The 23,325-nt window shown below is 39.4% G+C and carries 19 protein-coding genes; 10 read left to right on the top strand and 9 right to left on the bottom strand.

Translation table 11 applies throughout. From position 1 onward, the window contains the following. Positions 1-2: 2 nt before the first annotated feature. Positions 3-623 (top strand): peptidylprolyl isomerase, encoded by a 621-nt coding sequence (locus PESP_RS04635; RefSeq protein ID WP_089346983.1) that lies wholly within the window; start codon positions 3-5, stop codon positions 621-623. Positions 624-669: 46 nt separating this feature from the next. Continuing rightward, positions 670-2,049 carry an AmpG family muropeptide MFS transporter gene (locus tag PESP_RS04630; RefSeq protein ID WP_089346982.1) on the top strand — a complete coding sequence of 460 codons (1,380 nt, stop codon included), beginning with the start codon at positions 670-672 and terminating at the stop codon, positions 2,047-2,049. A gap of 71 nt (positions 2,050-2,120) precedes the next feature. Here PESP_RS04630 and PESP_RS04625 read toward each other — a convergent pair whose 3' ends face one another. Then, positions 2,121-2,360 carry a helix-turn-helix domain-containing protein gene (locus PESP_RS04625; protein WP_089346981.1) on the bottom strand — a complete coding sequence of 80 codons (240 nt, stop codon included), beginning with the start codon at positions 2,358-2,360 and terminating at the stop codon, positions 2,121-2,123. Positions 2,361-2,858: 498 nt separating this feature from the next. Between PESP_RS04625 and PESP_RS20560 the strand changes: the two genes are divergently transcribed. Continuing rightward, a complete protein-coding gene (locus PESP_RS20560) occupies positions 2,859-3,047 on the top strand; it encodes a hypothetical protein (RefSeq protein ID WP_089346980.1) in 189 nt (62 codons plus the stop codon). A gap of 50 nt (positions 3,048-3,097) precedes the next feature. Here the strand turns inward: PESP_RS20560 and erpA are convergent, their stop codons facing one another. Continuing rightward, complete coding sequence (erpA, locus tag PESP_RS04615) at positions 3,098-3,436, bottom strand: iron-sulfur cluster insertion protein ErpA (protein WP_008169708.1); 339 nt, start codon at positions 3,434-3,436, stop codon at positions 3,098-3,100. 246 nt (positions 3,437-3,682) lie between these two features. On the opposite strand from erpA, the gene PESP_RS04610 reads away from it, so the two are divergent. From PESP_RS04610 to PESP_RS04590, 5 genes are all read left to right on the top strand, one after another. Then, on the top strand, positions 3,683-5,365 hold the full coding sequence (locus PESP_RS04610) for a chloride channel protein (protein ID WP_089346979.1): 1,683 nt from the start codon (positions 3,683-3,685) through the stop codon (positions 5,363-5,365). A gap of 7 nt (positions 5,366-5,372) precedes the next feature. Further along, positions 5,373-5,807, top strand: a complete 435-nt coding sequence (locus tag PESP_RS04605) for a CopD family protein (protein WP_058547254.1) — start codon at positions 5,373-5,375, stop codon at positions 5,805-5,807. Positions 5,808-5,922: 115 nt separating this feature from the next. Beyond that, complete coding sequence (locus PESP_RS04600; RefSeq protein WP_089346978.1) at positions 5,923-6,939, top strand: aspartate carbamoyltransferase; 1,017 nt, start codon at positions 5,923-5,925, stop codon at positions 6,937-6,939. 35 nt (positions 6,940-6,974) lie between these two features. Then, positions 6,975-8,255 carry a glutamate-1-semialdehyde 2,1-aminomutase gene (hemL, locus tag PESP_RS04595; protein ID WP_089346977.1) on the top strand — a complete coding sequence of 427 codons (1,281 nt, stop codon included), beginning with the start codon at positions 6,975-6,977 and terminating at the stop codon, positions 8,253-8,255. A 171-nt stretch (positions 8,256-8,426) separates the two neighbouring features. Then, positions 8,427-10,268, top strand: a complete 1,842-nt coding sequence (locus PESP_RS04590; protein WP_089346976.1) for a methyl-accepting chemotaxis protein — start codon at positions 8,427-8,429, stop codon at positions 10,266-10,268. 66 nt (positions 10,269-10,334) lie between these two features. Here the strand turns inward: PESP_RS04590 and mrcB are convergent, their stop codons facing one another. The 4 genes from mrcB to PESP_RS04570 form a co-directional block, all read right to left on the bottom strand. Beyond that, positions 10,335-12,677 carry a penicillin-binding protein 1B gene (mrcB, locus tag PESP_RS04585; RefSeq protein ID WP_089346975.1) on the bottom strand — a complete coding sequence of 781 codons (2,343 nt, stop codon included), beginning with the start codon at positions 12,675-12,677 and terminating at the stop codon, positions 10,335-10,337. Between the two features lie 148 nt (positions 12,678-12,825). Continuing rightward, positions 12,826-14,055, bottom strand: coding sequence for an ammonium transporter (locus PESP_RS04580; RefSeq protein WP_089346974.1), 1,230 nt, complete (start codon positions 14,053-14,055; stop codon positions 12,826-12,828). A gap of 12 nt (positions 14,056-14,067) precedes the next feature. Next, on the bottom strand, positions 14,068-14,406 hold the full coding sequence (locus PESP_RS04575) for a P-II family nitrogen regulator (protein WP_004587162.1): 339 nt from the start codon (positions 14,404-14,406) through the stop codon (positions 14,068-14,070). A gap of 222 nt (positions 14,407-14,628) precedes the next feature. After that, a complete protein-coding gene (locus PESP_RS04570) occupies positions 14,629-15,849 on the bottom strand; it encodes a GGDEF domain-containing response regulator (RefSeq protein WP_089349098.1) in 1,221 nt (406 codons plus the stop codon). Positions 15,850-16,191: 342 nt separating this feature from the next. Here PESP_RS04570 and PESP_RS04565 point away from each other — a divergent pair, with 342 nt between their 5' ends. After that, positions 16,192-17,709 carry a S10 family peptidase gene (locus PESP_RS04565; protein ID WP_089346973.1) on the top strand — a complete coding sequence of 506 codons (1,518 nt, stop codon included), beginning with the start codon at positions 16,192-16,194 and terminating at the stop codon, positions 17,707-17,709. 36 nt (positions 17,710-17,745) lie between these two features. Here the strand turns inward: PESP_RS04565 and PESP_RS04560 are convergent, their stop codons facing one another. The 3 genes from PESP_RS04560 to PESP_RS04550 form a co-directional block, all read right to left on the bottom strand. Beyond that, positions 17,746-19,980, bottom strand: a complete 2,235-nt coding sequence (locus tag PESP_RS04560; protein WP_089346972.1) for an ATP-binding protein — start codon at positions 19,978-19,980, stop codon at positions 17,746-17,748. Continuing rightward, the gene (locus PESP_RS04555; protein ID WP_089346971.1) at positions 19,967-20,776 is read right to left on the bottom strand and encodes a phosphate/phosphite/phosphonate ABC transporter substrate-binding protein; all 810 of its coding nucleotides are present in this window, start codon (positions 20,774-20,776) and stop codon (positions 19,967-19,969) included. The genes PESP_RS04560 and PESP_RS04555 overlap by 14 nt, the downstream gene beginning before the upstream one ends. A gap of 187 nt (positions 20,777-20,963) precedes the next feature. Beyond that, positions 20,964-22,484, bottom strand: coding sequence for a CYTH and CHAD domain-containing protein (locus PESP_RS04550; RefSeq protein WP_089346970.1), 1,521 nt, complete (start codon positions 22,482-22,484; stop codon positions 20,964-20,966). A gap of 215 nt (positions 22,485-22,699) precedes the next feature. On the opposite strand from PESP_RS04550, the gene PESP_RS04545 reads away from it, so the two are divergent. Continuing rightward, positions 22,700-23,305, top strand: a complete 606-nt coding sequence (locus tag PESP_RS04545; protein ID WP_089346969.1) for a TIGR04211 family SH3 domain-containing protein — start codon at positions 22,700-22,702, stop codon at positions 23,303-23,305. Positions 23,306-23,325 lie beyond the last annotated feature (20 nt).

The following is a 23,325-nucleotide window of genomic DNA, read 5'->3' as shown; positions in this document are numbered from 1 at the left end:
TAATGAAACGATTTTTTTTAATCTGCATCGGCCTACTGTTTAGTGTAAGCACACTTGCCGCTCAAGAAGGCCGTTTTGTACAAAAAGACAATATTTTTCCGCGTGTAGAAATAGTAACGTCACTAGGTAGTATAGTAGTTGAACTTGATCGCTCTAGAGCACCAATAACCGTAAATAACTTTTTAACCTACGTAATGGATAAAAGCTACCAAGGGAGTGTTTTTCATCGTGTTGAACGTGATGTTGAAAACGACCGCGATTTTGTAATTCAAGGTGGTGGCTACGATAAAGACTTTGACGGGCTTCACGAAAACGACCCTATATTTAACGAAAGCGGCAACGGTATGAAAAACGATATGTATAGCATAGCTATGGCGTATCAAGACCGCGAGCCTCACTCTGGTACACGCCAATTCTTTTTTAATATGGATGACAACGATCATTTAAACCCAGGCAGAGACTGGGGATTTGCTGTGTTTGGCAACGTCATGGAAGGCTACGAAACCCTTGATAAAATTATGGCTGTTGAAACCGGCTATAATGAAAAAATTGGCTACGATTTCGTGCCTAAAACACCCGTTGTTATTCTAAACGTTAAAGTACTTGAGCAAATTCCACTATAAATACCTGAGGTGCAACTAAGTTGCACCCAACGCCAATGAAGGCCCTATGAGCAAAACCCTCTCAGTTAGCGAATACTTTTCTTATTTTAAAGATAAACGCTTGATCAATATTTTTATATTTGGAATGAGTAGCGGTTTTCCGTGGGTGTTAATTGGCTCAGTTATGTCGGCCTGGTTAAAAGATGAAGGCTTGAGCCGCAGTATGATCGGCTTATTCGGCATTGTATTTGGCGCCTACAGTATTAACTTTTTGTGGTCGCCGCTTATTGACCGTACCAAACTCCCCTTTTTATACAAATTTTTAGGCCAGCGCCGTAGCTGGATATTATTTTGCCAAAGCTTTATGTTTATTGGCACGTTACTTTTGGCTGGGCTTGATTTAAAAGCCAATTTGGCGATTGCTGCCGCATTATGTTTATTAATTGCTGTGGCATCAGCAACACAAGATATAGCAATCGATGCTTTTAGAATAGATACCCTAAACGAAAATGAGTCTCACAAGGCAACCGCTGCTGCTGCAATGGCAACTTCAGGTTGGTGGACGGGTTACGCGTTATTAGGGGCAATTCCATTTTACATGGCCGATATTCCCTCTTTAGATTGGCCACAAGTGTATTACTTTTTAGCCGCTGTTATGTTGCTATTAATGAGCGGCGTATTATTCGCCAAAGAGCCTAAATCAAACCGAGAAGCCGTACACGCAGAGCTTGAACGTGTGTACATAGAAAAGCTCGCCAGTATAAAACAAACCCCGTTTACTAAAGTTATTGCATGGCTTGGCGTTACGGTGGTTGACCCTTTTAAAACCTTTTTTGCTAAAAATGGCGTTAAAACAGCCCTCGCGCTACTTGCGTTTATATTTTTATTTAAGATTGGCGAAGCCTTTTTAGGGCGTATGTCTATTGTGTTTTATAAAGAAATTGGCTTTAGCAATAGTGACATAGCAACGTTTTCAAAAGTAGGCACTGCCGTACTCACCATTGCTTTTACCTTTGTAGGCAGTTTATTTAATCAAAAGTACGGCATTGTGAAAGGCTTATTTATTAGCGGCGTTGCAATGGCGGCTTCTAATTTAGCGTTTTCGGCTATAGCGCTTGTAGGGCCAAATTTAGGGTTGTATGCCTTTGCCATTGTGATTGATGGCTTTACACAAGCTTGGTCGTTAGTGGCTATGGTTGCGTTTATATCTATGTTGTGCGACCGCGCATTTAGTGCAACACATTATGCGCTATTAGCTTCACTTGGAAATTTAGGGCGTACGTTGCTCTCTAGTTACAGTGGTGTGGTAATTGATGATTGGCTAATGGGGAATTGGGCATTATTTTTTGTGTTAACGGCATTAATGGTAATACCTTCGCTGGTGTTTTTATATTTGATTAGGCATAAGCTGTATCAGCTTGAACAAAATTATCATCAAAATAGGTAATGCATCCCTGCATTAACGATGATTGCTTAGGCTATTCAAGTGCCCCTTATAACACCCTAAGCAATACATTATTAATCCGCTTTAAGTAAGCCTAATGCTTCGTGCGGATCAACTTCAAGTGCATTACAGTAACGTACAAACTCAATTACATCTAAGCGGCGTTCTTGATTTTCAATCTTGCCGATAAACGAGTGAGGTGTTCCTAGCACTTGTGCCAGGCTACGCATTGTATGACCCTTTTCATGGCGCTTAGTTTTAAGCCATTTAGTTAGCTTTGCATTTTCTTCAGAAGAAACAGTTTTGCCCATCATTTTACATCTCCTACTAGATGATATGACATACCCGTTAGAGCAGTAGTCACATAATGATTGGAGGCATATAAGCAGGTACCCAGTACATTATTCAATAGCAAGCTATTACTTAAATAAGTAAAGGTATTGCTACTTATTAAACCTACCAATCTATTTAGTGCTAACCCGCAAAATAGGATATAGGTTTGTTTTTATTAAGAATGAAATTTTGCCCGTCTCACTCTTGGATACATTATATACTATTAACAGTTAGGTTAAATAATTAATTACATACTTTGCATAAATTCACACTAACACTAACCTTTACTTATACTGAATATTTGAGTTAACGTACCAAAATTATTAAGTTTTTTTATAATAATTTATTTGTAAGATAAATGCACTTTGTTACAAATTAACGTGCTAATAGCCTTACTGTATTGATGTTTAAACAACAGTATGTGCTCAAATAGTGTCAAAAGTAACGTTTCACCCTAAATAAGGGACTAGAGAGGAAGTATGTTCAGAGTCTTATTTTTGTTACCAATTGTACTGTGCTTTTTATGGTTTATGTTTTTGCGCCACTATGGCGTACCTGTAAAACAAGGTAAAAAAGGGTTTATTTATATACTTGCATTTTCAGCTTTTGTACTCGGTTTTTTTGTACTTATAATGCAACTCACCGAGTATAGTCCTACTGAATTTTAGACATTAAAAAAGCCGCAAAACGCGGCTTTAATATAAAAGCGTAATATAAGTTAAACGCTAAAGCTTGCGCCACAACCACAGGTTGTTGTTGCGTTGGGGTTAGATACAAAAAAGCGTGCGCCTTCTAACCCTTCAGTGTAATCCACTTCGCCGTCAACCAAGTATTGAATACTCATCGGGTCAATAACCAGCGTTACACCATTTTTTACAATTTCTAAATCGCCAGGATTTGCTTTTTCATCAAAAGTAAAACCATATTGAAAACCAGAACAACCGCCACCGGTTACGTAAACACGCAGTTTTAGCTCTGGATTTTCTTCTTCGTCGATTAACTGTTTAACACGAACAGCAGCTGCATCGCTGAACTTAATTGGTAATTCTTCAGACATTTTAAAACCCTCAATATCGCAATGGCGTGATTATCTAATACCCGAGTGTTTTAATCAAGTATAGTAAAGCAAGTCTTAATTATATCATTTTCATGAGCCAGCTACATGCTTTGTCTAAGCTCTTTCAATTAAGATGACTTATCGCATACTTTGTTAATATAAGTTATTAAAATTGCAAAATCACAAGGACTTAGCTTAACACTTTTGATAAACTGCTCGCTGAAAAAATGTGGCGGAGAATACAGCATGTGGCTTGAGCAACTCAGGCGTCGATTAGCAAAACCAAAAACCTCTGTGCAATTATGCTTGTTAGGCGTAAGTGCTGGTTTAATTGCTGCATTTTTTATTATTTTATTTCGTTTAACTATTCTGTTTTTTCAAAGTTTATTTTTAGAAACTCCTGATAACTTTACTACTTTACCCACTCTAGAACGCGTATTAATGCCGCTTATTGCCGCGTTACTTATTGCCACTTTTGCCGCATTTACTGGCTTTAAACACTACCGATTAGGTATTCCGTTTGTTATTCATCGTATTAAACGCCATTACGGGCAAATGCCTTTATATAACACGGTAAATCAATTTGTTGGTGGCGCGCTTGCACTTATTAGTGGTTTTTCGGTTGGCCGCGAAGGGCCATCAGTTCATATGGGGGCTACTGGCGCGAGTATACTAGCCGATAAACTTCATTTACCCCATAACGCTATGCGTACACTAAGCGGCTGTGGTGTTGCTGCAGGTATTGCTGCCTCATTTAACACCCCGCTTGCCGCCGTTATTTTTGTAATGGAAGTGGTGCTGCGCGAATATAAAGTACATATCTTTGTGCCAATTATGCTGGCGGCCCTCACTGGTGCATTGGCTACTCAGTTTGTATTTGGCGAAGGCTCTGAGCTAGCACTTATTAGCATTACTGCGCTTAGTGGCTGGCATTACCCTTATTTAATTTTATGTGGCATGGCATTAGGCGCCATTGCGTACAGCTTTAATCAAAACTTAATGTTAATTATAAAAACATTTAAACCTTTAAGCATGTTTCCGCGTTTACTGATTGCAGGTTGTATTGCCAGCATAATTGCTTATGCGGTACCTCAAGCTATGGGCTCAGGTATGAGCGCAATTACTATTGCGGTCGAATCGCCAGAAAACGCGCAATTACTTACTACTATTTTGATTGCCAAGTTACTGGCAACTTTATTTGCAATTGGCTTAGGTATACCCGGTGGGTTAATAGGTCCAGTAATTGGGCTTGGGGTTTTAACGGGTACTTTAATGGCCTTTTTTGCACAGTTTATAAGCCCAGGTGCTGATATAGCCGGAACATATGGCGTACTGGGCATGGCAGGGTTACTTGCTGCAACATTGCATGCACCATTAGCGGCTTTAACCACAGTAATGGAGCTTACCTCGTCGCCTGAGATTATTGTACCGGCCATGTTGGTCATCACCACAGCTTATGTAACTGCGCTACAAGTGTTTGGCAATCGCTCTATATTTTTACAGCAATTAGACTTTCAAGGGTTGCCCTATCATGTATCCCCTGCCACCGAAGCTCTGCAAAAAGTAGGCATAATGGATGATATGGATGAAGACTTTAAGCTGCTTTATTCCGATGATAAAGAGCAAATAAAAAACACCTTAGATGCCATGGATAGCCAAACACCACTAATAGTATTTGATGAAGAAAACGGCTACCGTCTTGCAGAGTACGACTTAACATTAATGTCGGGCGAGACCATAAATATAAACTACATTAGCTTACAGGGTATTAGCAGCCAATCGACCCTTGCTGATGCCTTTGATATTTTAAAAGATAAACGCAGCGGCGCACTATACGTGTATAACTTGTTAGATAACCAACAAATAATGGGGTTACTTCGCTGGGATCAAATAAATAATATTTTAACTATTCGTAACAGCCTACTTTAGGATCATTATGAGCGCTTTATTAATTTATAAAACACTACACATTTTTTTTATGATTGCTTGGTTTGCCGGTATTTTTTACTTACCTCGGCTTTTTGTGTACCACGCAATGAGCGAAGAAAAAGCCTGTAACTCTATGCTTAAAGTAATGGAGCGCCGGTTACTCTTTTTTGTAACGCCATTTGCCATTTTAACAGCCGTTTTTGGTGTACTCACCATTGTAGAATATGGCCGTGAGTGGTTTAGATACAGTATGTGGCTGCACTATAAGCTAGTTCTCGTAATCATATTATATATTTACCATGGTTACTGCTTTAAATTACTTAGCGACTTTAAACACGATAGAAACACTAAAACAGACCGTTTTTATCGTATTTTTAACGAGCTGCCAGTAATTGCACTACTAATTATTGTTGCGCTTGCGGTAATAAAACCTAATTTATAAGCGTTTCGGTGCATGTTAAACTGCGCTGCAATTTACAATTCTTGTTATAACACGCGCGATTGCGTGCCCCATTTTTTGGATTATCGCGCCCTTTTGATTGATTAGGAATAACCCCATGTTAAGTTTCCAAGGTGAGCATATACTGTCGGTAAATCAACTAGACAGAGACTGCATTGAACGTATTTTTGCAGTAGCAAAAAAAATGGAGCCTTATGCTAAAAAGCAAAAGCAAACAACAGTGCTTGAAGGCGCTATTTTAGCGAATTTGTTTTTTGAACCAAGTACGCGTACGCGCGTAAGTTTTGGCACCGCCTTTAATTTACTTGGTGGTGGTGTACGCGAAACAACCGGCATGCAAAGCTCAGCACTTGCAAAAGGGGAGTCGCTTTACGACACCGCTCGTGTTATTTCAGCGTACGCTGATGCTGTCGCTATGCGCCACCCAGATGCAGGCTCTGTTAGCGAATTTGCAGACGGTTGTACTGTACCAGTAATAAATGGTGGTGATGGGCCAAACGAGCACCCTACTCAAGCCTTGCTCGACCTACTAACCATTGAGCGTGAGCTAAATCGCTTTGATCAAAATATTGATGGCATGCATATAGCCCTTGTAGGCGATTTAAAATATGGCCGCACTGTGCACTCTTTATCTAAATTATTGTGCCATTACAAAAACGTGAAGTTTTCTATGGTGGCACCTGATGGCCTGCAAATGCCAGATTACATTTTAGACTCAGTAGAAAACGCAGGCCATAAAATACAGCTAGTAAACAAAATGGAAGGCAATTTAGCTGCCGATATTGTTTATCAAACACGTATTCAAGAAGAGCGTTTTCCTTCACAAGAAGAAGCAAATAAATACCGTGGTGGTTTTAGAATAAGCCAATCTATTTATAATGCGCACTGTAAGCCAAACTCAGTACTGATGCACCCACTGCCACGTGATAGCCGTTTAGAAGCTAACGAGCTTGATAACGATTTAAATAGTAACGACAATTTAGCAATATTCCGCCAAGTACAAAATGGCGTATTAATTCGTATGGCACTGTTTGCTTTAACGCTCGGCGTAGAAAACAAAGTCGAGCAATATGAAGTAGACGTACCTTGGTTTAGCCGCAAACGCGACAGCTAAACATTTTTACCAAGCGACAATTTATAGGATTTTTCATGACAATTAGCCAAGATTTATTTAATCGTGCACAAACTTCAATTCCTGGTGGCGTAAATTCACCTGTACGTGCATTTAACGGTGTAGGTGGCACGCCACTATTTATCACTAAAGCCGAAGGTGCCTTTACTTTTGATGCCGATGGTAACCGTTATATCGATTATGTAGGTTCGTGGGGCCCTATGATCATGGGTCATAACCACCCAGCTATAAAACAAGCTGTTCACGAAGCTGTAGAAAACGGCTTAAGCTATGGCGCCCCTACCGAAGCTGAAATTTTAATGGCTGAAAAAGTAAAAGAGCTTGTTCCGTCAATCGAAAAAGTACGCATGGTTAGCTCGGGTACTGAAGCCACTATGAGTGCAATTCGTTTAGCGCGTGGTTTTACTAATCGTGACAAAATCCTAAAATTTGAAGGTTGTTACCACGGCCATGCTGACTCGTTATTAGTAAAAGCGGGTTCAGGTGCTTTAACAATGGGCGTACCAAACTCTCCTGGTATTCCTGAGGACTTTGCTAAGCACACGCTTACAGTATCGTTTAATAACCTTGATGAAGTAAAAGCTATATTCGAAAAATACGCAGACGAAATTGCCTGTGTTATTGTTGAGCCAGTAGCAGGTAACATGAACTGTATTCCACCTGTTGAAGGCTTTTTAGAAGGCCTACGCGCAGTATGTGATGAATATAAGTCAGTGCTTATTTTTGACGAAGTTATGACGGGCTTTCGTGTTGCATTAGGTGGCGCGCAAGCGTATTACAACATAAAACCTGACTTAACATGTTTAGGTAAAGTCATTGGCGGCGGCATGCCTGTAGGCGCATTTGGCGGTAAAACCGAAATAATGGATTACATTGCGCCGGTAGGCCCTGTTTACCAAGCAGGTACGCTTTCTGGTAACCCAATTGCAATGGCTGCAGGTTTAAAATCACTTGAGCTATTAAGTGAGCCTGGCTTACACGATAAGCTTGAAGCAATTTCTAAAGCAATTTGTGAAGGCTTTGAAGCTGGCGCTAAAAAAGCAGGTATACCTTTAACAACTAACTATGCTGGCGGCATGTATGGCTTTTTCTTCACTGATGCTGAAAAAGTGACAACTTACCAACAAGCAACAGAATGTGATTTAGAACGCTTTAAGCGCTTTTTTCACCTAATGCTTGAAGAAGGCGTATACCTAGCACCTTCTGCATTTGAAGCAGGCTTTGTGTGCGCTGCGCATACAGAGCAAGAAGTTAAAGCTACAATAGAAGCTGCTGAGCGCGCTTTTGCAAAACTATAAATAGCTCAAATAACCTGCGTTAATAGTTTGTTTATAACGTGTGTTATTAAAACTAAAGATTGAAAAAAGCCCGAAAGGGCTTTTTTTATTTGTAAACTCTTATAATTGAATGATACTTAAGCTTAATACGGTCTAGTTTATTAGACTCATTTTAAAATATAAGAGAAACCTATGTCGGGATTAAGACGCTTTGCTGCCCCTGCTATATCACTTATGGCAAATCTAAAATACAAAACAAAAATTAGCTTAGTGTTTGGTATATTATTACTCCCGCTCGCTTTGAGTTTATTTTTTTTAGTATCCTTACTAAGTGAAAGCATAAACGTTTCTAAAATGCAGCAACAAGGCTTAAAAGGTTACAGAGCAATACTCGCCAACCAAATGCAAGGTCAGACTGATAAGAATATACAAGTAGCACGCTCGTTAGGCTTTGCTGTAAAAAATGACCAAGCAGACGAAGTGTTAGAGCTGATTTCAATTGAATCTAATTTAGCATTAGATAACCAACTAGCCAGCGCTTATGTTAATCGTTCATTAGTATCCCCTATTCCTGCGCTTATAATGCAAATAAATTTAACCGCGCAAAGCGCAAATACAGTATTACAAAACAATCGTTTTACTCCCGATACTTTTATTTCACTTTCTAATTTAAGTAAATCGCTGCCGTTATATGAAAGCCAATTAAATAAATCTCTAAAAGTAGCCCTTGATGCTGACTCATCGGTAAAAAAAGCATTAAACCCAGCACTTACACAACTTCATGCAGCGGTTGATGCATTTAAAACTGCAATTGATAAAAAGCTTCTCGAACCAGACGATATACAACTCACGCAAGGTGATTTTTCTCAACTTACCAATTCAGTGCACACTAGTATCAGCAATTTGATTAATAAAAGTATTCCTACGCTTGAGAATTTAATTGCTAGCAAACACACAGCACAATTATGGACTCGAAATACTGTATTGGCCGCCTCAGTGCTTAGTTTATTATTTGCTTTTTACCTGATGGTTGGCTTTTACTTTGCAGTAGTTGATACCATAAATCAGTTTGCCAATGCAGCCCAAAAAGCCGCAAGCGGTAATTTAAATGCAACAATAGATTCAACCACCAATGATGAGATGGGAATTATCGCTGCGCGCTACAACGCACTGCTTAATGCGTTTTCAGTGCTTTTAGATAGTGTTAAGGCAAGTACTGCCGAGCTATGTGGCGCTACTAGCTCACTTTCACAGGCAAGTAGCCAAACAAGTAACGATGTTGAAAAGCAGCAAATACGCGTAAACGCGATTCACGATGCACTCAGTAATATGGAGCAAAGTGCGCTAAGTGTTGAAGACTCGGCAAACCTAGCAATGGTAACAGCACAAGATGCCGCACAACATGTAAAACAAGGCTCTAACAACACGATGGAACTTGCAAAATACATGCAAGACCTACAAGTTGAGTTTACCGAAAGCCAACAAGCTTTAAATAGACTTGCTCAAGACAGCCAAGAAATTAGTAAAGTAAGCAAAGGCATTAGCGAAATAGCCGATCAAACTAACTTATTAGCTCTAAACGCAGCAATAGAAGCCGCACGCGCTGGTGAACATGGCCGCGGTTTTGCCGTAGTCGCTGATGAAGTAAGAACCCTTGCACAGCGTACACAAACACAAACCCAAGAAATTCACCAAATTATTAGCTCGCTACAACAAGCCTCTGATGATACACAGCAAAAAATGCGATCAAGTGTCCAGAAGATGGAACAATCGGTAAAAGCCGCTTCTCAAACAAACGACGTTTTACAAAGTGCAGAGCAAAGCATGGGCGATATAAAACACCAAGGCGAAGAAATAGCGCTTCGCGTAAAAGAACAATCTAACGCAACCACACAAGCATTAAGTGATTCGCAAGAAGTGAGTAACCTAGCAGATCAAACTCTTCTCTCTGCGCAATCTACACTACAAGATGCACAGCAACTTAGTCAGCTCTCTGATGACTTGACTAAATCAATGCAGTTTTTTAAGTCTTAATCTAAAAAACGCTTAATAAAACAAAGCCGCTCAACAGCGGCTTTATATTTTATATAGCGTAATACGCTAGCGTATGCATTGCGGCCTTGGTTCAAACTCGCTAGCTCTAAGCGGTAGCTGAATAACCTTGCCGCAGCCCGGAGGGGCTTGCAAGCCTGTTTGCTCATTCACAAACGCCCATCTAATTGATGGTGGGCGGGTATCGGCAATAGCTTCAGGGTTAAGCGGTTTTAAGTAACGAATGTACGCTTCAAGGGCCCCTACGCTACCCGTTAGCCCGGTACTTTTATTGTCATCCCGGCCAAGCCAAGCAACTGTTACGGTGTTTTGATCAAACCCTGCAAACCAGCTATCACGCAAATCATTACTGGTACCTGTTTTGCCTGCTAATTGAATTGACGGAAAATGTAAATTCAATCGTTTGGCTGTACCGTCTTTTGTTACACGCTTCATAGCGTATTTAGTCATATAAACCGCATCACTTGCAAAGCGAGGCTCAGATTTAACCTTATGTTTGTACAGCACACTGCCCACTGAGTCAGTAAGCGCTGAAATAGCAGTAAGCTCTCTGTATTGACCATCAGCAGCTATAGTGGTGTAAAGCTGCGCTACTTCAAAACTCGACATTTCAACAGCACCAAGTAGCAACGATGGGTATTCATCTATACGCCCTTTAGCACCTAAGCCTTTAAGTGTGTTGGCAACTTTATCTACGCCTACATCTAAACCTAAATTAACGGCTGGAATATTAATACTATTACTAAATGCTTTATATAGAGGCAATGTACCCCGGTATTGGTGATCAAAATTTTCTGGCTGCCACACTTTACCTTGCTCATTAGTTACTTGTACTGGTGAGTCATCAAGCTGAGTAGCTAAATTATAATGAGGCAGCTGCAATGCTGTTAAGTAGACAGCAGGCTTTACTAATGAGCCAATATTGCGCTTAGTATCAAGTACGCGATTAAAGCCCGAGTAACGCACGTCGCGCCCTGAGACTAACGCAGATACACCGCCTTTTTCTACATTCACCGAGATCATAGCCGCTTCAAGCTCTTTAGTATTTGGGCGTTTTTCTAAATACGGTAAGCTTTTTTGAATCGACTCTTCCATGGCCGTTTGCTTTTGCAAATCAAAATAAGTGAACACACGCACACCGGCATCAAGGGTTTGCTGATCGGGTAATAGTTGTTTTAACTCACGGTTTACAAGCTCTAAAAAGCCAGGGTATGACTTTTGCAGATTTGCTTTCATTGGCGCGATATCAATTGGGCGCTTGAGCGATGCACGGTACTCTTTAGTACTCAAAAGCTTGTTTTCAACCATTAAGCGCAGCACTAAATCACGGCGCTCCATAGTTCGCTCTTTATAACGGCGAGGGTTATAATAAGACGGCCCTTTTACCATAGCCACCAGCAGTGCAATTTGATCGTACTCAAGCTCATCAACTGGTTTAGAAAAGTAAAACTCTGCGGCAAGGCCCATGCCGTGCACACCTTGGTTATACGATTGCCCTAAATAAACCTCGTTTAAATAGGCTTCTAAAATCTGATCTTTTGAATAACGGTAATCTAAAATAAGCGCAATAAATGCTTCATTTATTTTGCGAACTAAAGAACGTTCACGTGTAAGGTATATATTTTTTGCAAGCTGCTGAGTTAAGGTACTGCCACCTTGCACGGTGCGCCCTGCTTTAATATTTGAATAAAGCGCACGTAAAATAGAAAATACCGACACACCATGATGCTGATAAAAATCACGATCTTCTACCACTAATAACGTATCTTTTAGCATTGGCGGAAATTTATCGAGCGGTACAAACTCTCTATCTTGTTTTGAATCATTACCTATACGCGCTATTTGTACAGGCTCTAAGCGAGCACTATTAAGGCGCCGTCCAAATTTGTCTTTAATGGTTGCTACTTTTTGTCCGGCAAAACGAAGTTCTATAACATGTGCTTGTTCTAGGCCATCGTAAAACTCAAAGTCGCGACGATAAATTTTTATACTATCGGCTGTTTTTACAAACTGCCCAGTGCGGCTTAGCCTATTAACTGATGTGTAATTGAGACGTTCAAGCTCCCATAAAACTTCTTGGCTAGATAAAAACTGCCCTGGGTAAAACTCCATAGAACGCGCATACACTTGAGCAGGTAACTGCCATTTATTACCTTCAAATATACGTGTTGTTTTTGAGTCTAAATAAATAAAGTACATCGCCATAGCAATAAATGCAGCTAAGCTTAACTTCCAAAAAACAGACCAGGTTTTTCTTTTGAACGAGCGTTTTGCAGCCGTATTAGATGTTTTTTTAGTGGTTTTTGATTTAGCTTTACGTGGCGTACTTGCTGCTTTAGTTGCACGCTTAGAAGTGGTTTTGCTACTGGGTGTTTTTTTGTTATCGGCCATTTAAGTGTAATTTATTCCAAAGGTTTATTTTACGAGTGAGAGCTTAACATAGACGATATATGCTAACACCCGAAAAATTAACCCACCCTAAATGAAAAAAGCCCTACCTAGGTAGGGCTTTGTGAACACAATGATTTAAAATTTTGAATTAGTTACTGCGAACAGAAACAAACTCAGGGTAAGCATCAACACCACAGTCGTGTTGGTCCATACCGCTTAACTCTTCTTCTTCTGTTACACGAATACCCATAGTTTGCTTTAAAATAGCCCATACAATGAATGAAGCTACAAAAACAAAGGCTAAGATTGTCACTAAACCAATAAGCTGAGTTACAAAGTTTGCATCGCCGTTAGATACTGGCACTAACATAATACCTAGCGCGCCACATACACCGTGAACTGAGATAGCACCCACTGGGTCATCAATTTTTGCTTTATCAAGCGCTACAATGCTAAACACAACCAGTGAACCACCTAAAATACCTAGTAAACAAGCCATTAATGGTGATGGTGAAAGTGGGTCTGCAGTAATAACAACTAAACCTGCTAATGCGCCATTTAGTACCATAGTTAAGTCAGCTTTACCCCATAACACTTTACATACAAACAGTGCAGCAATTGCACCCATTGCAGCAGCAGCGTTGGTATTAAGTAAAATTTGACCTACAGCAGTTGCATTTTCTTTGTCTGAAAGAAGTAATTGTGAACCACCGTTAAAACCAAACCAACCCATCCATAAAATAAACGTACCTAATGTAGCAAGAGGTAAGTTAGAACCTGGAATTGGGTAAATCTCACCGTTTTTACCGTATTTACCTTTACGAGCACCTAACAGTATTACACCCGCTAAAGCAGCTGCAGCACCAGCACCATGAACGATTGCAGAGCCTGCAAAGTCAACAAAGCCCATTTCTGATAAGAAGCCACCGCCCCATGTCCAGTAACCTTCCATTGGGTAAATAAAGCCAGTTAAAACAACTGCAAATGCTAAGAAAGCAAATAACTTCATACGTTCAGCAACCGCACCCGATACAATCGACATAGCCGTTGCAACAAATACTACTTGGAAGAAAAAGTCAGATTCTAATGAATGGTCAGCATCGGCCGCTTGCGTGCCAATTAATGCGCCAATTGAAGGGATAATGCCACCTTCGCCGTTGTCTACATACATAATGTTGTAGCCAACTAATAAAAACATGGTACATGCGATAGAGTACAGCGCCACGTTTTTAGTTAGAATTTCAGTCGTGTTTTTAGAGCGAACTAAACCCGCTTCTAACATGGCAAAACCTGCTGCCATCCACATTACTAATATTCCCGACACCAAAAAGTAAAAGGTATCGAGTGAAAATTTGAGTTCTACAATTGTATTTTCCATTAATCAGCCCCCTTAAATTGCTTCTTCATCAAGTTCGCCCGTACGGATACGAACAATTTGATCTAAGTCGTACACGAAAATTTTACCGTCACCAATTTTACCTGTTGAGGCAATTTTAGTGATTGCTTCAACAACGCGTTGGCAATTTTCAGTACGAGTAGCAATTTCAAGTTTGATTTTAGGAATAAAATCTACCTGGTACTCTGCTCCACGATACAGCTCTGTATGGCCTCGTTGACGTCCAAAACCTTTAACATCAACTACGGTCATCCCTTCAATACCTAAATCAGCGAGTGCTTCACGCACATCATCTAATTTAAATGGTTTTATGATTGCACTAATCATTTTCATAGTGGCCCCCTCGGACGCTTTATTGTTATCCTGTTGGCTTTTATAATCCAACCTTTGTGCCACTATTAAAAAACCATAAATATCATCACGTTAAGGTTAAAACTTAAGTTTAGGACAAAAAAAACGCACCATTAAGGTGCGCTTTTTTAACAACTCAGCTACATTGGTGCACCATTTAGGACGACTCAATATAAGGGAGTAAATCAAACTAACTTTTACTACTTAAACAACACAGTTACGACCTTTGTTTTTAGCTTCGTAAAGCGCAGCATCTGCAACGCGCATTGCTTGTGTTAAATCGGTGTTTTGAAAGTCAGCTACACCAATACTGATTGTAATAGAGTGCGGTTTTTCATCTATTATAAACTCATATTTAGCGAGTTTTTTTCTGAATCCCTCTAAATACTCACGTCCTCGAGCGGTGTCTATATCATCTAAAATGATAGCAAACTCTTCACCGCCTACTCGCGCCACTGTAAATTTTGAAAAGGTTGTTTTTATTAACGTTGCAACTTGCTTTAATGCCTGATCGCCGGCCTCATGACCAAGCGTATCGTTAATACTTTTAAAAAAATCGATATCAAGTAATGCCAAGGTATTGTGCTGCTGTTTTTTTAACAGTTGCTCTGCATATTGATAAAAGTAACGACGATTATACATACCCGTTAAATAATCTCTGTAGGCACTTTCTTTTATATCGGCAATCAGTGACAGCTGCTCCATAGTTTGCATAACCCGACAATGGAACTCTTCATTCATAAATGGCTTAGTTAAAAAATCATTCGCGCCATATTTTATAAAGCGCGCCGATAAACCATGCTTACCAGCACCTGATAAACCAATAATAGCTAAATCATCACGGCCTCTAAAATTACGCACTGCTTTAACTAGTTCAAAACCATCCATTAACGGCATTGCATAGTCAGTCATCAGTAACTTTATATTAGGATTATTTTTAATGATTTCGAGTGCTTGCTGGCCGTCTTGTGCATCTGTTACATCAAACAGCTGCTTTTCGAGCATTTGTTTCATTAATGAACGGCTTAACTTAGAGTCATCAGCTACCAATGCTTTACAGCCTTCGTTACGCAGCAATTGCGCCACCAACTTAATAGCGTAATGATAAGAATCTCGATTATCTTTAATCACGTAATCTATAACGCCAAGCTCTAGCATTTGCTGGCGCTTGTACTCATCAATTTTAGAAGTTAATACAACTGTGGGAATAGCGTTTGATAGTGTAAATTTTGCCACTTCACCGTTTGGGGCATCAGGCAATGTTAAATCAACCAAAGCAAGTGAATAGTTATGTTTTTCAACGTATTGTTGGCACTCACTTAATGACCAAGCAAAATCAACTTCAACATCTAAATATTGAGCTGATAAGTGGCGTAGCACCTGTTGTACTACCTTACTGTCTTCAACCACTAATACTCTTTGCATAAACATCTCTTTAATACTTATTTTTATGTGTTAAAACTTGCTTACACAGGCAAGTTAAGAAAAACATCCAATAAAGACTTTGTTTATATGACCCAGTAATTAGGGGGGTTCCATTTAATTGAGTGCAAACGTTGTATTTAATTTAAATACAACGTTTGGCAAATATACTTGATTTTAATCTTGAGCTAAATGACTAGTTACAAAATATCTTTAAAAGGCCCAAGTAAATATTTTATACCTTTAATTAAACTCAACCAGTATTATCGACCATTAATCTCAATACTTTTGTTATTTTTGTCTTTTTTATTTTAAATAGCAGCTTAACAATAATAAGGAACGATAATGAAGCTTGCTCACCTAACTCGTTTTACCTTAGCGCTAGCAGTAATACTACTAAGCAATACAGCACAAGCAAATAACCAACGTAAAATAGATGTTGATAGCAGTGTAGTTACGCAGCATAAAGCTAAAATTAATGGCGAACGATTTAATTACACTGTAAAAACTGGCACACAGCCTGTGTGGGATGACAAAGGCGATGCAATTGCCACACTGCAATACACCTACTACACACGTGATAAAGTAGATGACAGAACTACTCGCCCTTTACTTATCTCGTTTAATGGCGGACCTGGCTCTGCTTCTGTGTGGATGCACTTAGCTTACACAGGCCCACGCGTTTTAAAAATTGATGACGAAGGCTACCCTGTTCAACCCTATGGCGTAAAAGACAACCCTTACTCAGTGCTTGATGTAGCCGATATAGTTTACGTTAACCCAGTTAATACAGGTTATTCACGCGTACTCGAAAATAGCAAAGGCGAAATGCTTTCTAAAGCAAAGCAAAAAGAGCTGTTTTTTGGTGTTAATGCTGATATTAAATACCTTGCAGAGTGGTTAAATACCTTTGTAAATAGAAATGAGCGCTGGCGCTCTCCTAAGTATTTAATTGGCGAAAGCTACGGGACCACACGTGTATCAGGCCTTGCGCACGAACTACAAAACAGCCAGTGGATGTACATTAATGGTGTGGTGTTAGTTTCGCCAACTGATATTGGTATTAAGCGAGATGGTCCAATAAAGGCAGCAAACCGCTTGCCTTACTTTGCTGCAACGGCTTGGTATCACAAAGCACTAAACGACACGTTGCAAGCAAAAGATTTAGATGAACTGCTGCCAGAAGTTGAACAGTTTACAATTAACGAGCTTATTCCTGCGCTTGCCAAAGGTGGCTTTATTAAAGCTGAAGAAAAACGCCGTATTATTAAAAAAATGGCTGAATATGCGGGTTTATCTGAGCAGTTTATTGAGCAAAACAACTTAGATGTTCCAACTCAGTTTTTTTGGAAAGAACTACTTCGTAAACGTGGCCAAACAGTAGGTCGTTTAGACTCGCGTTACTTAGGAATAGATAAACGCGATGCCGGTGAGTCCCCTGACTATTGGGCTGAACTTACCTCTTGGTTGCACTCGTTTACTCCTGCGATTAACTACTATTTACGTGAAGAGCTCAACTACAAAACCGACGTAAAATATAACCTATTTGGTAACGTTCATCCTTGGGACAGAAGTAAAAATAACACCGGCGAAAACTTGCGTTTAGCTATGGCACAAAACCCATATTTAAAGGTAATGATTCAAGCGGGTTATTATGATGGGGCAACAAACTACTTTGACGCTAAGTATACGCTATGGCAGCTAGACCCAAGTGGCAAAATGAAAAACCGTTTAAGCTTTAAAGGTTACCGAAGTGGCCACATGACGTACCTACGCCATGACGATCTTAAAAGTTCAAATAACGACTTACGCGATTTTATAATTAACGCATTGCCAGCCAAAGGGCAAGCCGCTAAATATTAAATCTCGATAATGCGCTATTGCTTTAGTAATGGCGCATTATTCTTGTTGCTCATACTGGTTACAATATATTTTTAGCTGAGCGAGCACCTCGTTAAAAGTCATTTCTAATTCAAAAAATAATGTTTCATCTAATTTTTTTTGCTCTGCTAAGCTTTCTATCTTTTGGCAAATATCACTTAGCTTTAGTGCCGCTACCGATTTTGCTGATGACTTTAAGCCATGGGCCTGAAATGCTAAATCTGTGTAATTAGCGCTATGAGTAAAAGCTTCAATTAATTTAACCTGCTCGCACGCTGTTTGTAAAAATGCATTAAAAACTAAACAGTGTGTTTGAGGTTCATTTCCTAACATTGAACAAAGTAAAGGCATGTCTAATTGGGTAAATGTACAACTGGTTTGCTCTTTAACTTCAATCTGATTCTTTTCAGTGTTAGTTATGCCCTTAGCATGCTCCATTAGTAATGACTTTAAGCTTTCAAGCTCTACAGGCTTAGTTATAAACCCATTCATACCGCAAGCGTAGCAAGCTTCAATATTATCTTTCATAATATTAGCAGTAACAGCAATAATAATAAGTTCGTCGTACTTTTTGCTACTACGAATTTTTTTTGCCAACTCTAATCCATTTAACAATGGCATCTGTATATCGCTAAGCAACATATCAAAATGATTACTTTGCAGTATTTGCCATGCTTGCGCTCCATTATTGGCAAACGTTGAATCGACCCCAAGCATAGTAAGCTGTTGTTTTAGTACTTGCTGGTTAGTAAGCTGATCCTCTGCCACCAGCACTTTGATTAAAGGTAATGCTTGCTTATTTATGGTCGTTGCTTCAACGCCAGTAGGGCTTATATGCTCTGCTACTACTGCGTCTTTTGTAAAGCTATTAAAGCTGACTTTAAAGCAAGACCCATTGTCTATTTTAGAGCTTACTTTCAGCTCACCTTGCATTCGCTCTATCAACTCTTTGGTGATCACTAAACCGATACCCGTACCATGAGTTTTACTCGTCTCAGCTCCCAGCCTATCAAAGGGTTTAAATAGTCGTAAAATATCATCTTGAGAAAACCCACACCCGGTATCTTCAATATCAATATTACAACGAGTATCACTATCCACCTTACAGCGAATATCGATTTTTCCGCGTACTTTGTTATATTTAATAGCATTTGAAAGTAGGTTAAGTAGTACTTGTTTAAATCGGCGCTTATCTACATATAAATACACCCCTTCTAACGAATCAATGTCATGTGTATGCAATGAAACTAACTCTACCCTAGCAAGCTCAGACACCAGCTCAATACAATTTACCAACATCTCTTTTACGGGGGCGTGTTCAAAATTAAATTGCAAATTGCCCGATTCAATAGAGGTTAAATCTAATACGTCGTTAATTAATAAAAGCAGATGCTCGCCAGCTTGATAAATACTTTGAGCATTTTCTTTTTGGATCTCAGAAGCATTGCTATCGTATTGATAAAGCTGAGCTAGGCCTAAAATTGCGTTTAAAGGCGTCCTTAACTCATGACTCATATTTGCCATAAAGTCTGACTTAGCTTTACTTGCAGATTCAGCTTGAATTCTTAATGCGTTTACTTTTTGATGACTATTAGCCACCTCACTCGCCATTTTATTGAAAGAGTTAGTCACACTGCCTATCTCATTTTTTTGCTGCACACTCACCCGACAATCAAAATTACCCTTGGCAAGCTTAGAAAACGCAATTTCTAATGAGCGCAAAGGGGTTGTAATTCTGTAGTCGACCAACCAAGCAAGTGCAATAAAAAAGATTACAAGTATAAAAAATTGGATATAAATTAAGGTGTAGTGAAGTTTAGCGGCTTCATTTACTTCTGTTTCAAAATTTACAACTAATGTGATTTCAGCCAGCGGCTTATCTAAAAACTCAACGCGTTCTTTTAATGTTACATCGCCAGCCACGCTTTCTCTTAGCCATTCATTTAAAGGGTATAACTGGTTTTGTGTTGCGGTGTCTACCACTCGAATTGCCTTCCAATTAGGCTGTATTTCAAGCTGTGAGTCTATTTGTTCGTAAAGCTCAGCATATTGGCGAGTTAACAAAGGGGTAGTAATAGAGGTAGACAGCTGCTGTAGCGAACGCTGCGCCGCTTTAGAGAGGCCATCATTAACCCAACGAGCTTGCTCTGGCAGCGCATAAAAAACAAATAAACAAATTAATAAAAAGCCAAACACCATAACAGCAATAAAGCTTTGCACCCTAAGGCTACGCCACCAGTTAATTTTCAACATAAAACGAGCGTAACCCCCATTGTGTTAATGACTGATAGTCGGCAAGACTCGCTTTACTCGGCTCCACTATAGGGATCCCTGCTAATAAGTGCTTTTGCTGAGGGTTTTGCCCTATTTCAATAATAGCGCTTTGTATTTGCGCCTGTATTTTTGAGTTAACTCGTGGGTGTCCAACAATTGGGTGACGGCTCACTTTTCGCGTTTTATAAATTACTTTAAGCTTATTTTGTAAGTTTTTTGGCTGCTGATTTAAAGTGCCTAATACGCCGCCGCCCGCGGGGGTAGAATTAAGTGCAACATTTAAATAAACCGATGAGTGTGTTTGTACATATATAGGTTTAATTGTTAACCCATAAAGTAAAGCTAACTCTGCACGCATTAATAGGGATGCGCCTAAAGCATTAGGTGCAGGAAAAGCAATTTCAGCCCCCTCTAGTTGCTCTAAGGTGTTTATATTGCTGTTTTTGTTTACTACTAATACACCTTGTAAATGCCGGGCAGCATCTTTAACAATAGGTATATAGCCTTGCTTATCGTGAGCTATAACACTATGCCAAGGGTTCATGTAAGCAAAGTCATAATCTCCTTGGGCAAAACCTTGTTCAAAAACAGGTATCGACTCCACGGTCACCAGCTTTAACTTAATGCCGGTTTTTTCAGTTATTTTACTAAGCAACGGCTGCCACAACGTATTTAGTTTTTGAGGCTCATATTGCGGTACCACACCAAAACTAAACGTTTGAGCAAGTATTCCTGAACTGTTTAATAAAAAAAGTAAAACAACAACATACTTCATATTAGCCTTACCTATTTAGGTTTATGACTACAAGCATAGTTAATGAGTGACTAACACTCCATTTTAATTATTACTAAGTTTTATATTTTAAAGAATGTAATTAAAAGATAAGTATTTAAAGGGTAGGTTTATAAGTGAGGGAGTTATTTAATCAGGTGCTTGTTAAATCAAGCACCTGATTAATGAATTATTGCCAGTACGGTTCTATATCAAATGAGGCTAAGCGACTTTGCTCCATGGCGCTAACTAAAAAGTCAGATTTTTGATCAAGCCAGCTTTGAATTTTAGCAAGTTGCTCATCTTCTTGGCCACCACAAAGCTGCTTTAAATACTCTAAAGTGCTTAACTCGTACATACCATGTGAAATATCAAGCCAAGGCAATCTAAACTCTAAGCGCTCTTCTTTATCAAACAGCGCGCCTAAGCAGTTACCGCTTAGTAGGCTATTTTCAAGCTGAGTACGTAAACTTAGGTAGTCTTTGGCGGTTAAGGTTTGCTCTTTTGGCAGTAGCTTATCTAGGTTTTGCCAATCTTTATTAAATAGGCGTTTACCTATTTTAGCCACCGGTTGCTCTGCGGCTTGTAATTGAGTTTGCCCCCAAAACTTTCGCCATTGTTTATCTACTAACCAAGTAGTCAGCGAAAGTAGCAAACGGTTGTATCGCGCACTTTGAAACAATGCATTAATATCATCAATACTTGGCTGCAGCTCTTTTAAATCGTTAATAACTTGAGCCAGTGCAGGGGCTGCGTTTATTTTTTTATAAAAAGCATGGCGTTTAGAGGTATAAGTTTTTAATTGAATCGCATTTTCTACCCATGCAAGTTCGCTTAATAACCATTTAAGCTCTGTTCTTAATTGCTCAGTGCTTTCTTTAGAAACAATGTCATCAAACAGCCAAAAATTATGCCTTATTAAACTTATGCCATCGGTCACGCGTTTAAGCGTTTTTAAACTCGGTTTGTCAAAATAGCATTGCTCATGTTTTTGCACAAAACGAATACCAAAGTTCATTGCAGCAATAAGTGCTTGTTCTTGTGTGGCATGTTTATTTAATTTTACAAACCCAATAGATTTACTCGGTTTTAAAGGTGTTTCATCGGCTAAGCGGTAACCACGTGCTGCCTTTGAATATAAACCAAGGCGAATACAGTTTTGGCTTACTAATTTATCTGCCAAAGCAAATAACTCGCTTCTGCTTCCCTCAACAAGCTCTATTTCAAGCTCGCTAATAATATCTACTTTGCCCGAGGCCGCTACTTCACCTTTATCAAGTACAACTTCTATTTTGGCGCCATTTTGAGTTTCTATTAGCCATGTGCGGCGAATAAAGTTGGTACTAAAAATAGGGTATAGATTGTCGCTAATTGCGTTTACTTGCATGCCATGCGGCCAAATAGAGGCGTTAAATGCTAATAAGTCTGGGCGGCTTGATTCTATAGGAAGATTATATTCAGGGCGCTGATGTAACCCGCCTACTACTTCGCCAGCAAGTTTGATTGTTTGTTCGCATTTACTGTCTGCGCAGCGGGTTCTAAAACCTATATCAAGTGCTCTTAGCTCTCGACTTGGTGTATCGTAATAAGCATTTTGTAAACTACGAGAAGGCTTATTAATAACGGTTTTAGCAAATTGAGTGATGAGCGAGGGGATCAGCGGAACAACGGCATCTGATACCAAAAACTTCAGTTCTATCTCAGTATCCATTAGGGTTGAGGATTACCTTTAAAATAAATAAGTGGTCAAAATAAACAAAGCCGCTTCATTTTGCAAATTTTTTAGCCTTTTTGGCTGAGTAACGAGCGCATCGGGTTACAATATCAGCCTTGCTATTGGCGCGTTTAATCCATACTATCTCACTACTTATGTGAAAATCTTAATCACAACCACAACGGACACGGAAAGACTAACAAGGTAGATAAATGCTAAAACACTGTTTACTAGGGCTACTTTTAACAGCCACCACGTTTATAAGCCAAGCACAAGAAGCTCAAACAGCCAATTCAACAGATGCAAACTCCGCTTATATCATCGACAACTTATATACTTTTATGCGCTCAGGCGCTGGCAAAAATTACCGTTTGTTAGGCTCTGTAGATGCCGGCACTAAATTAACCTTGTTATCAAAAGAAGAAAACGGCTTTATTAAAATTAAAGACGACAAAGACCGTGAAGGTTGGGTAGAGTCTAAGTTTGTATCGCAAACACCAGGGCTTCATAAGCAATACCAAACGCTCAGCAGCGAAATGAGCACAGTACAAAATAAGCTGCGCCAAGCACAGGTTGAATTACCACAGCTACAAGAGCAAAACCAAACGCTGACCAATCAAAACGATTTACTTAACCAGCAAATTACTGAATTACAAACTACTTTAGAGCAAGAGCGCGCTCAAAAACAAGCGGCTACCGCTAAAGAAAAACGTCAGTTATTAACTTATGGCGGCGCTATTGCCTTTATAGGCCTATTTTTAGGTATTATTTTAACGGTTGTATTGTCGCGTCGTAAACGCTACGAAGGCTGGGCTTAAATAGCACTAATAAAAAATAT

It is taken from the genome of Pseudoalteromonas espejiana DSM 9414, assembly GCF_002221525.1.
Taxonomy (GTDB): Bacteria; Pseudomonadota; Gammaproteobacteria; order Enterobacterales; family Alteromonadaceae; genus Pseudoalteromonas; species Pseudoalteromonas espejiana.
Note: the sequence above shows the minus strand (reverse complement) of the source record. Positions and strands in the feature narration are given on the sequence as shown.

Bases quoted from the DNA above. Each gene is read 5' to 3' on its own strand.
- PESP_RS04565 (WP_089346973.1), top strand. From the start codon at position 16,192: ATGAAGCTTGCTCACCTAACTCGTTTTACCTTAGCGCTAGCAGTAATA.
- PESP_RS04630 (WP_089346982.1), top strand. From the start codon at position 670: ATGAGCAAAACCCTCTCAGTTAGCGAATACTTTTCTTATTTTAAAGAT.
- PESP_RS04575 (WP_004587162.1), bottom strand. From the start codon at position 14,406: ATGAAAATGATTAGTGCAATCATAAAACCATTTAAATTAGATGATGTG.
- PESP_RS04590 (WP_089346976.1), top strand. From the start codon at position 8,427: ATGTCGGGATTAAGACGCTTTGCTGCCCCTGCTATATCACTTATGGCA.
- PESP_RS04545 (WP_089346969.1), top strand. From the start codon at position 22,700: ATGCTAAAACACTGTTTACTAGGGCTACTTTTAACAGCCACCACGTTT.
- mrcB (WP_089346975.1), bottom strand. From the start codon at position 12,677: ATGGCCGATAACAAAAAAACACCCAGTAGCAAAACCACTTCTAAGCGT.
- hemL (WP_089346977.1), top strand. From the start codon at position 6,975: ATGACAATTAGCCAAGATTTATTTAATCGTGCACAAACTTCAATTCCT.
- PESP_RS04625 (WP_089346981.1), bottom strand. From the start codon at position 2,360: ATGATGGGCAAAACTGTTTCTTCTGAAGAAAATGCAAAGCTAACTAAA.
- PESP_RS04555 (WP_089346971.1), bottom strand. From the start codon at position 20,776: ATGAAGTATGTTGTTGTTTTACTTTTTTTATTAAACAGTTCAGGAATA.
- PESP_RS04550 (WP_089346970.1), bottom strand. From the start codon at position 22,484: ATGGATACTGAGATAGAACTGAAGTTTTTGGTATCAGATGCCGTTGTT.
- PESP_RS04560 (WP_089346972.1), bottom strand. From the start codon at position 19,980: ATGTTGAAAATTAACTGGTGGCGTAGCCTTAGGGTGCAAAGCTTTATT.
- erpA (WP_008169708.1), bottom strand. From the start codon at position 3,436: ATGTCTGAAGAATTACCAATTAAGTTCAGCGATGCAGCTGCTGTTCGT.
- PESP_RS04635 (WP_089346983.1), top strand. From the start codon at position 3: ATGAAACGATTTTTTTTAATCTGCATCGGCCTACTGTTTAGTGTAAGC.
- PESP_RS20560 (WP_089346980.1), top strand. From the start codon at position 2,859: ATGTTCAGAGTCTTATTTTTGTTACCAATTGTACTGTGCTTTTTATGG.
- PESP_RS04605 (WP_058547254.1), top strand. From the start codon at position 5,373: ATGAGCGCTTTATTAATTTATAAAACACTACACATTTTTTTTATGATT.
- PESP_RS04580 (WP_089346974.1), bottom strand. From the start codon at position 14,055: ATGGAAAATACAATTGTAGAACTCAAATTTTCACTCGATACCTTTTAC.
- PESP_RS04570 (WP_089349098.1), bottom strand. From the start codon at position 15,849: ATGCAAAGAGTATTAGTGGTTGAAGACAGTAAGGTAGTACAACAGGTG.
- PESP_RS04600 (WP_089346978.1), top strand. From the start codon at position 5,923: ATGTTAAGTTTCCAAGGTGAGCATATACTGTCGGTAAATCAACTAGAC.
- PESP_RS04610 (WP_089346979.1), top strand. From the start codon at position 3,683: ATGTGGCTTGAGCAACTCAGGCGTCGATTAGCAAAACCAAAAACCTCT.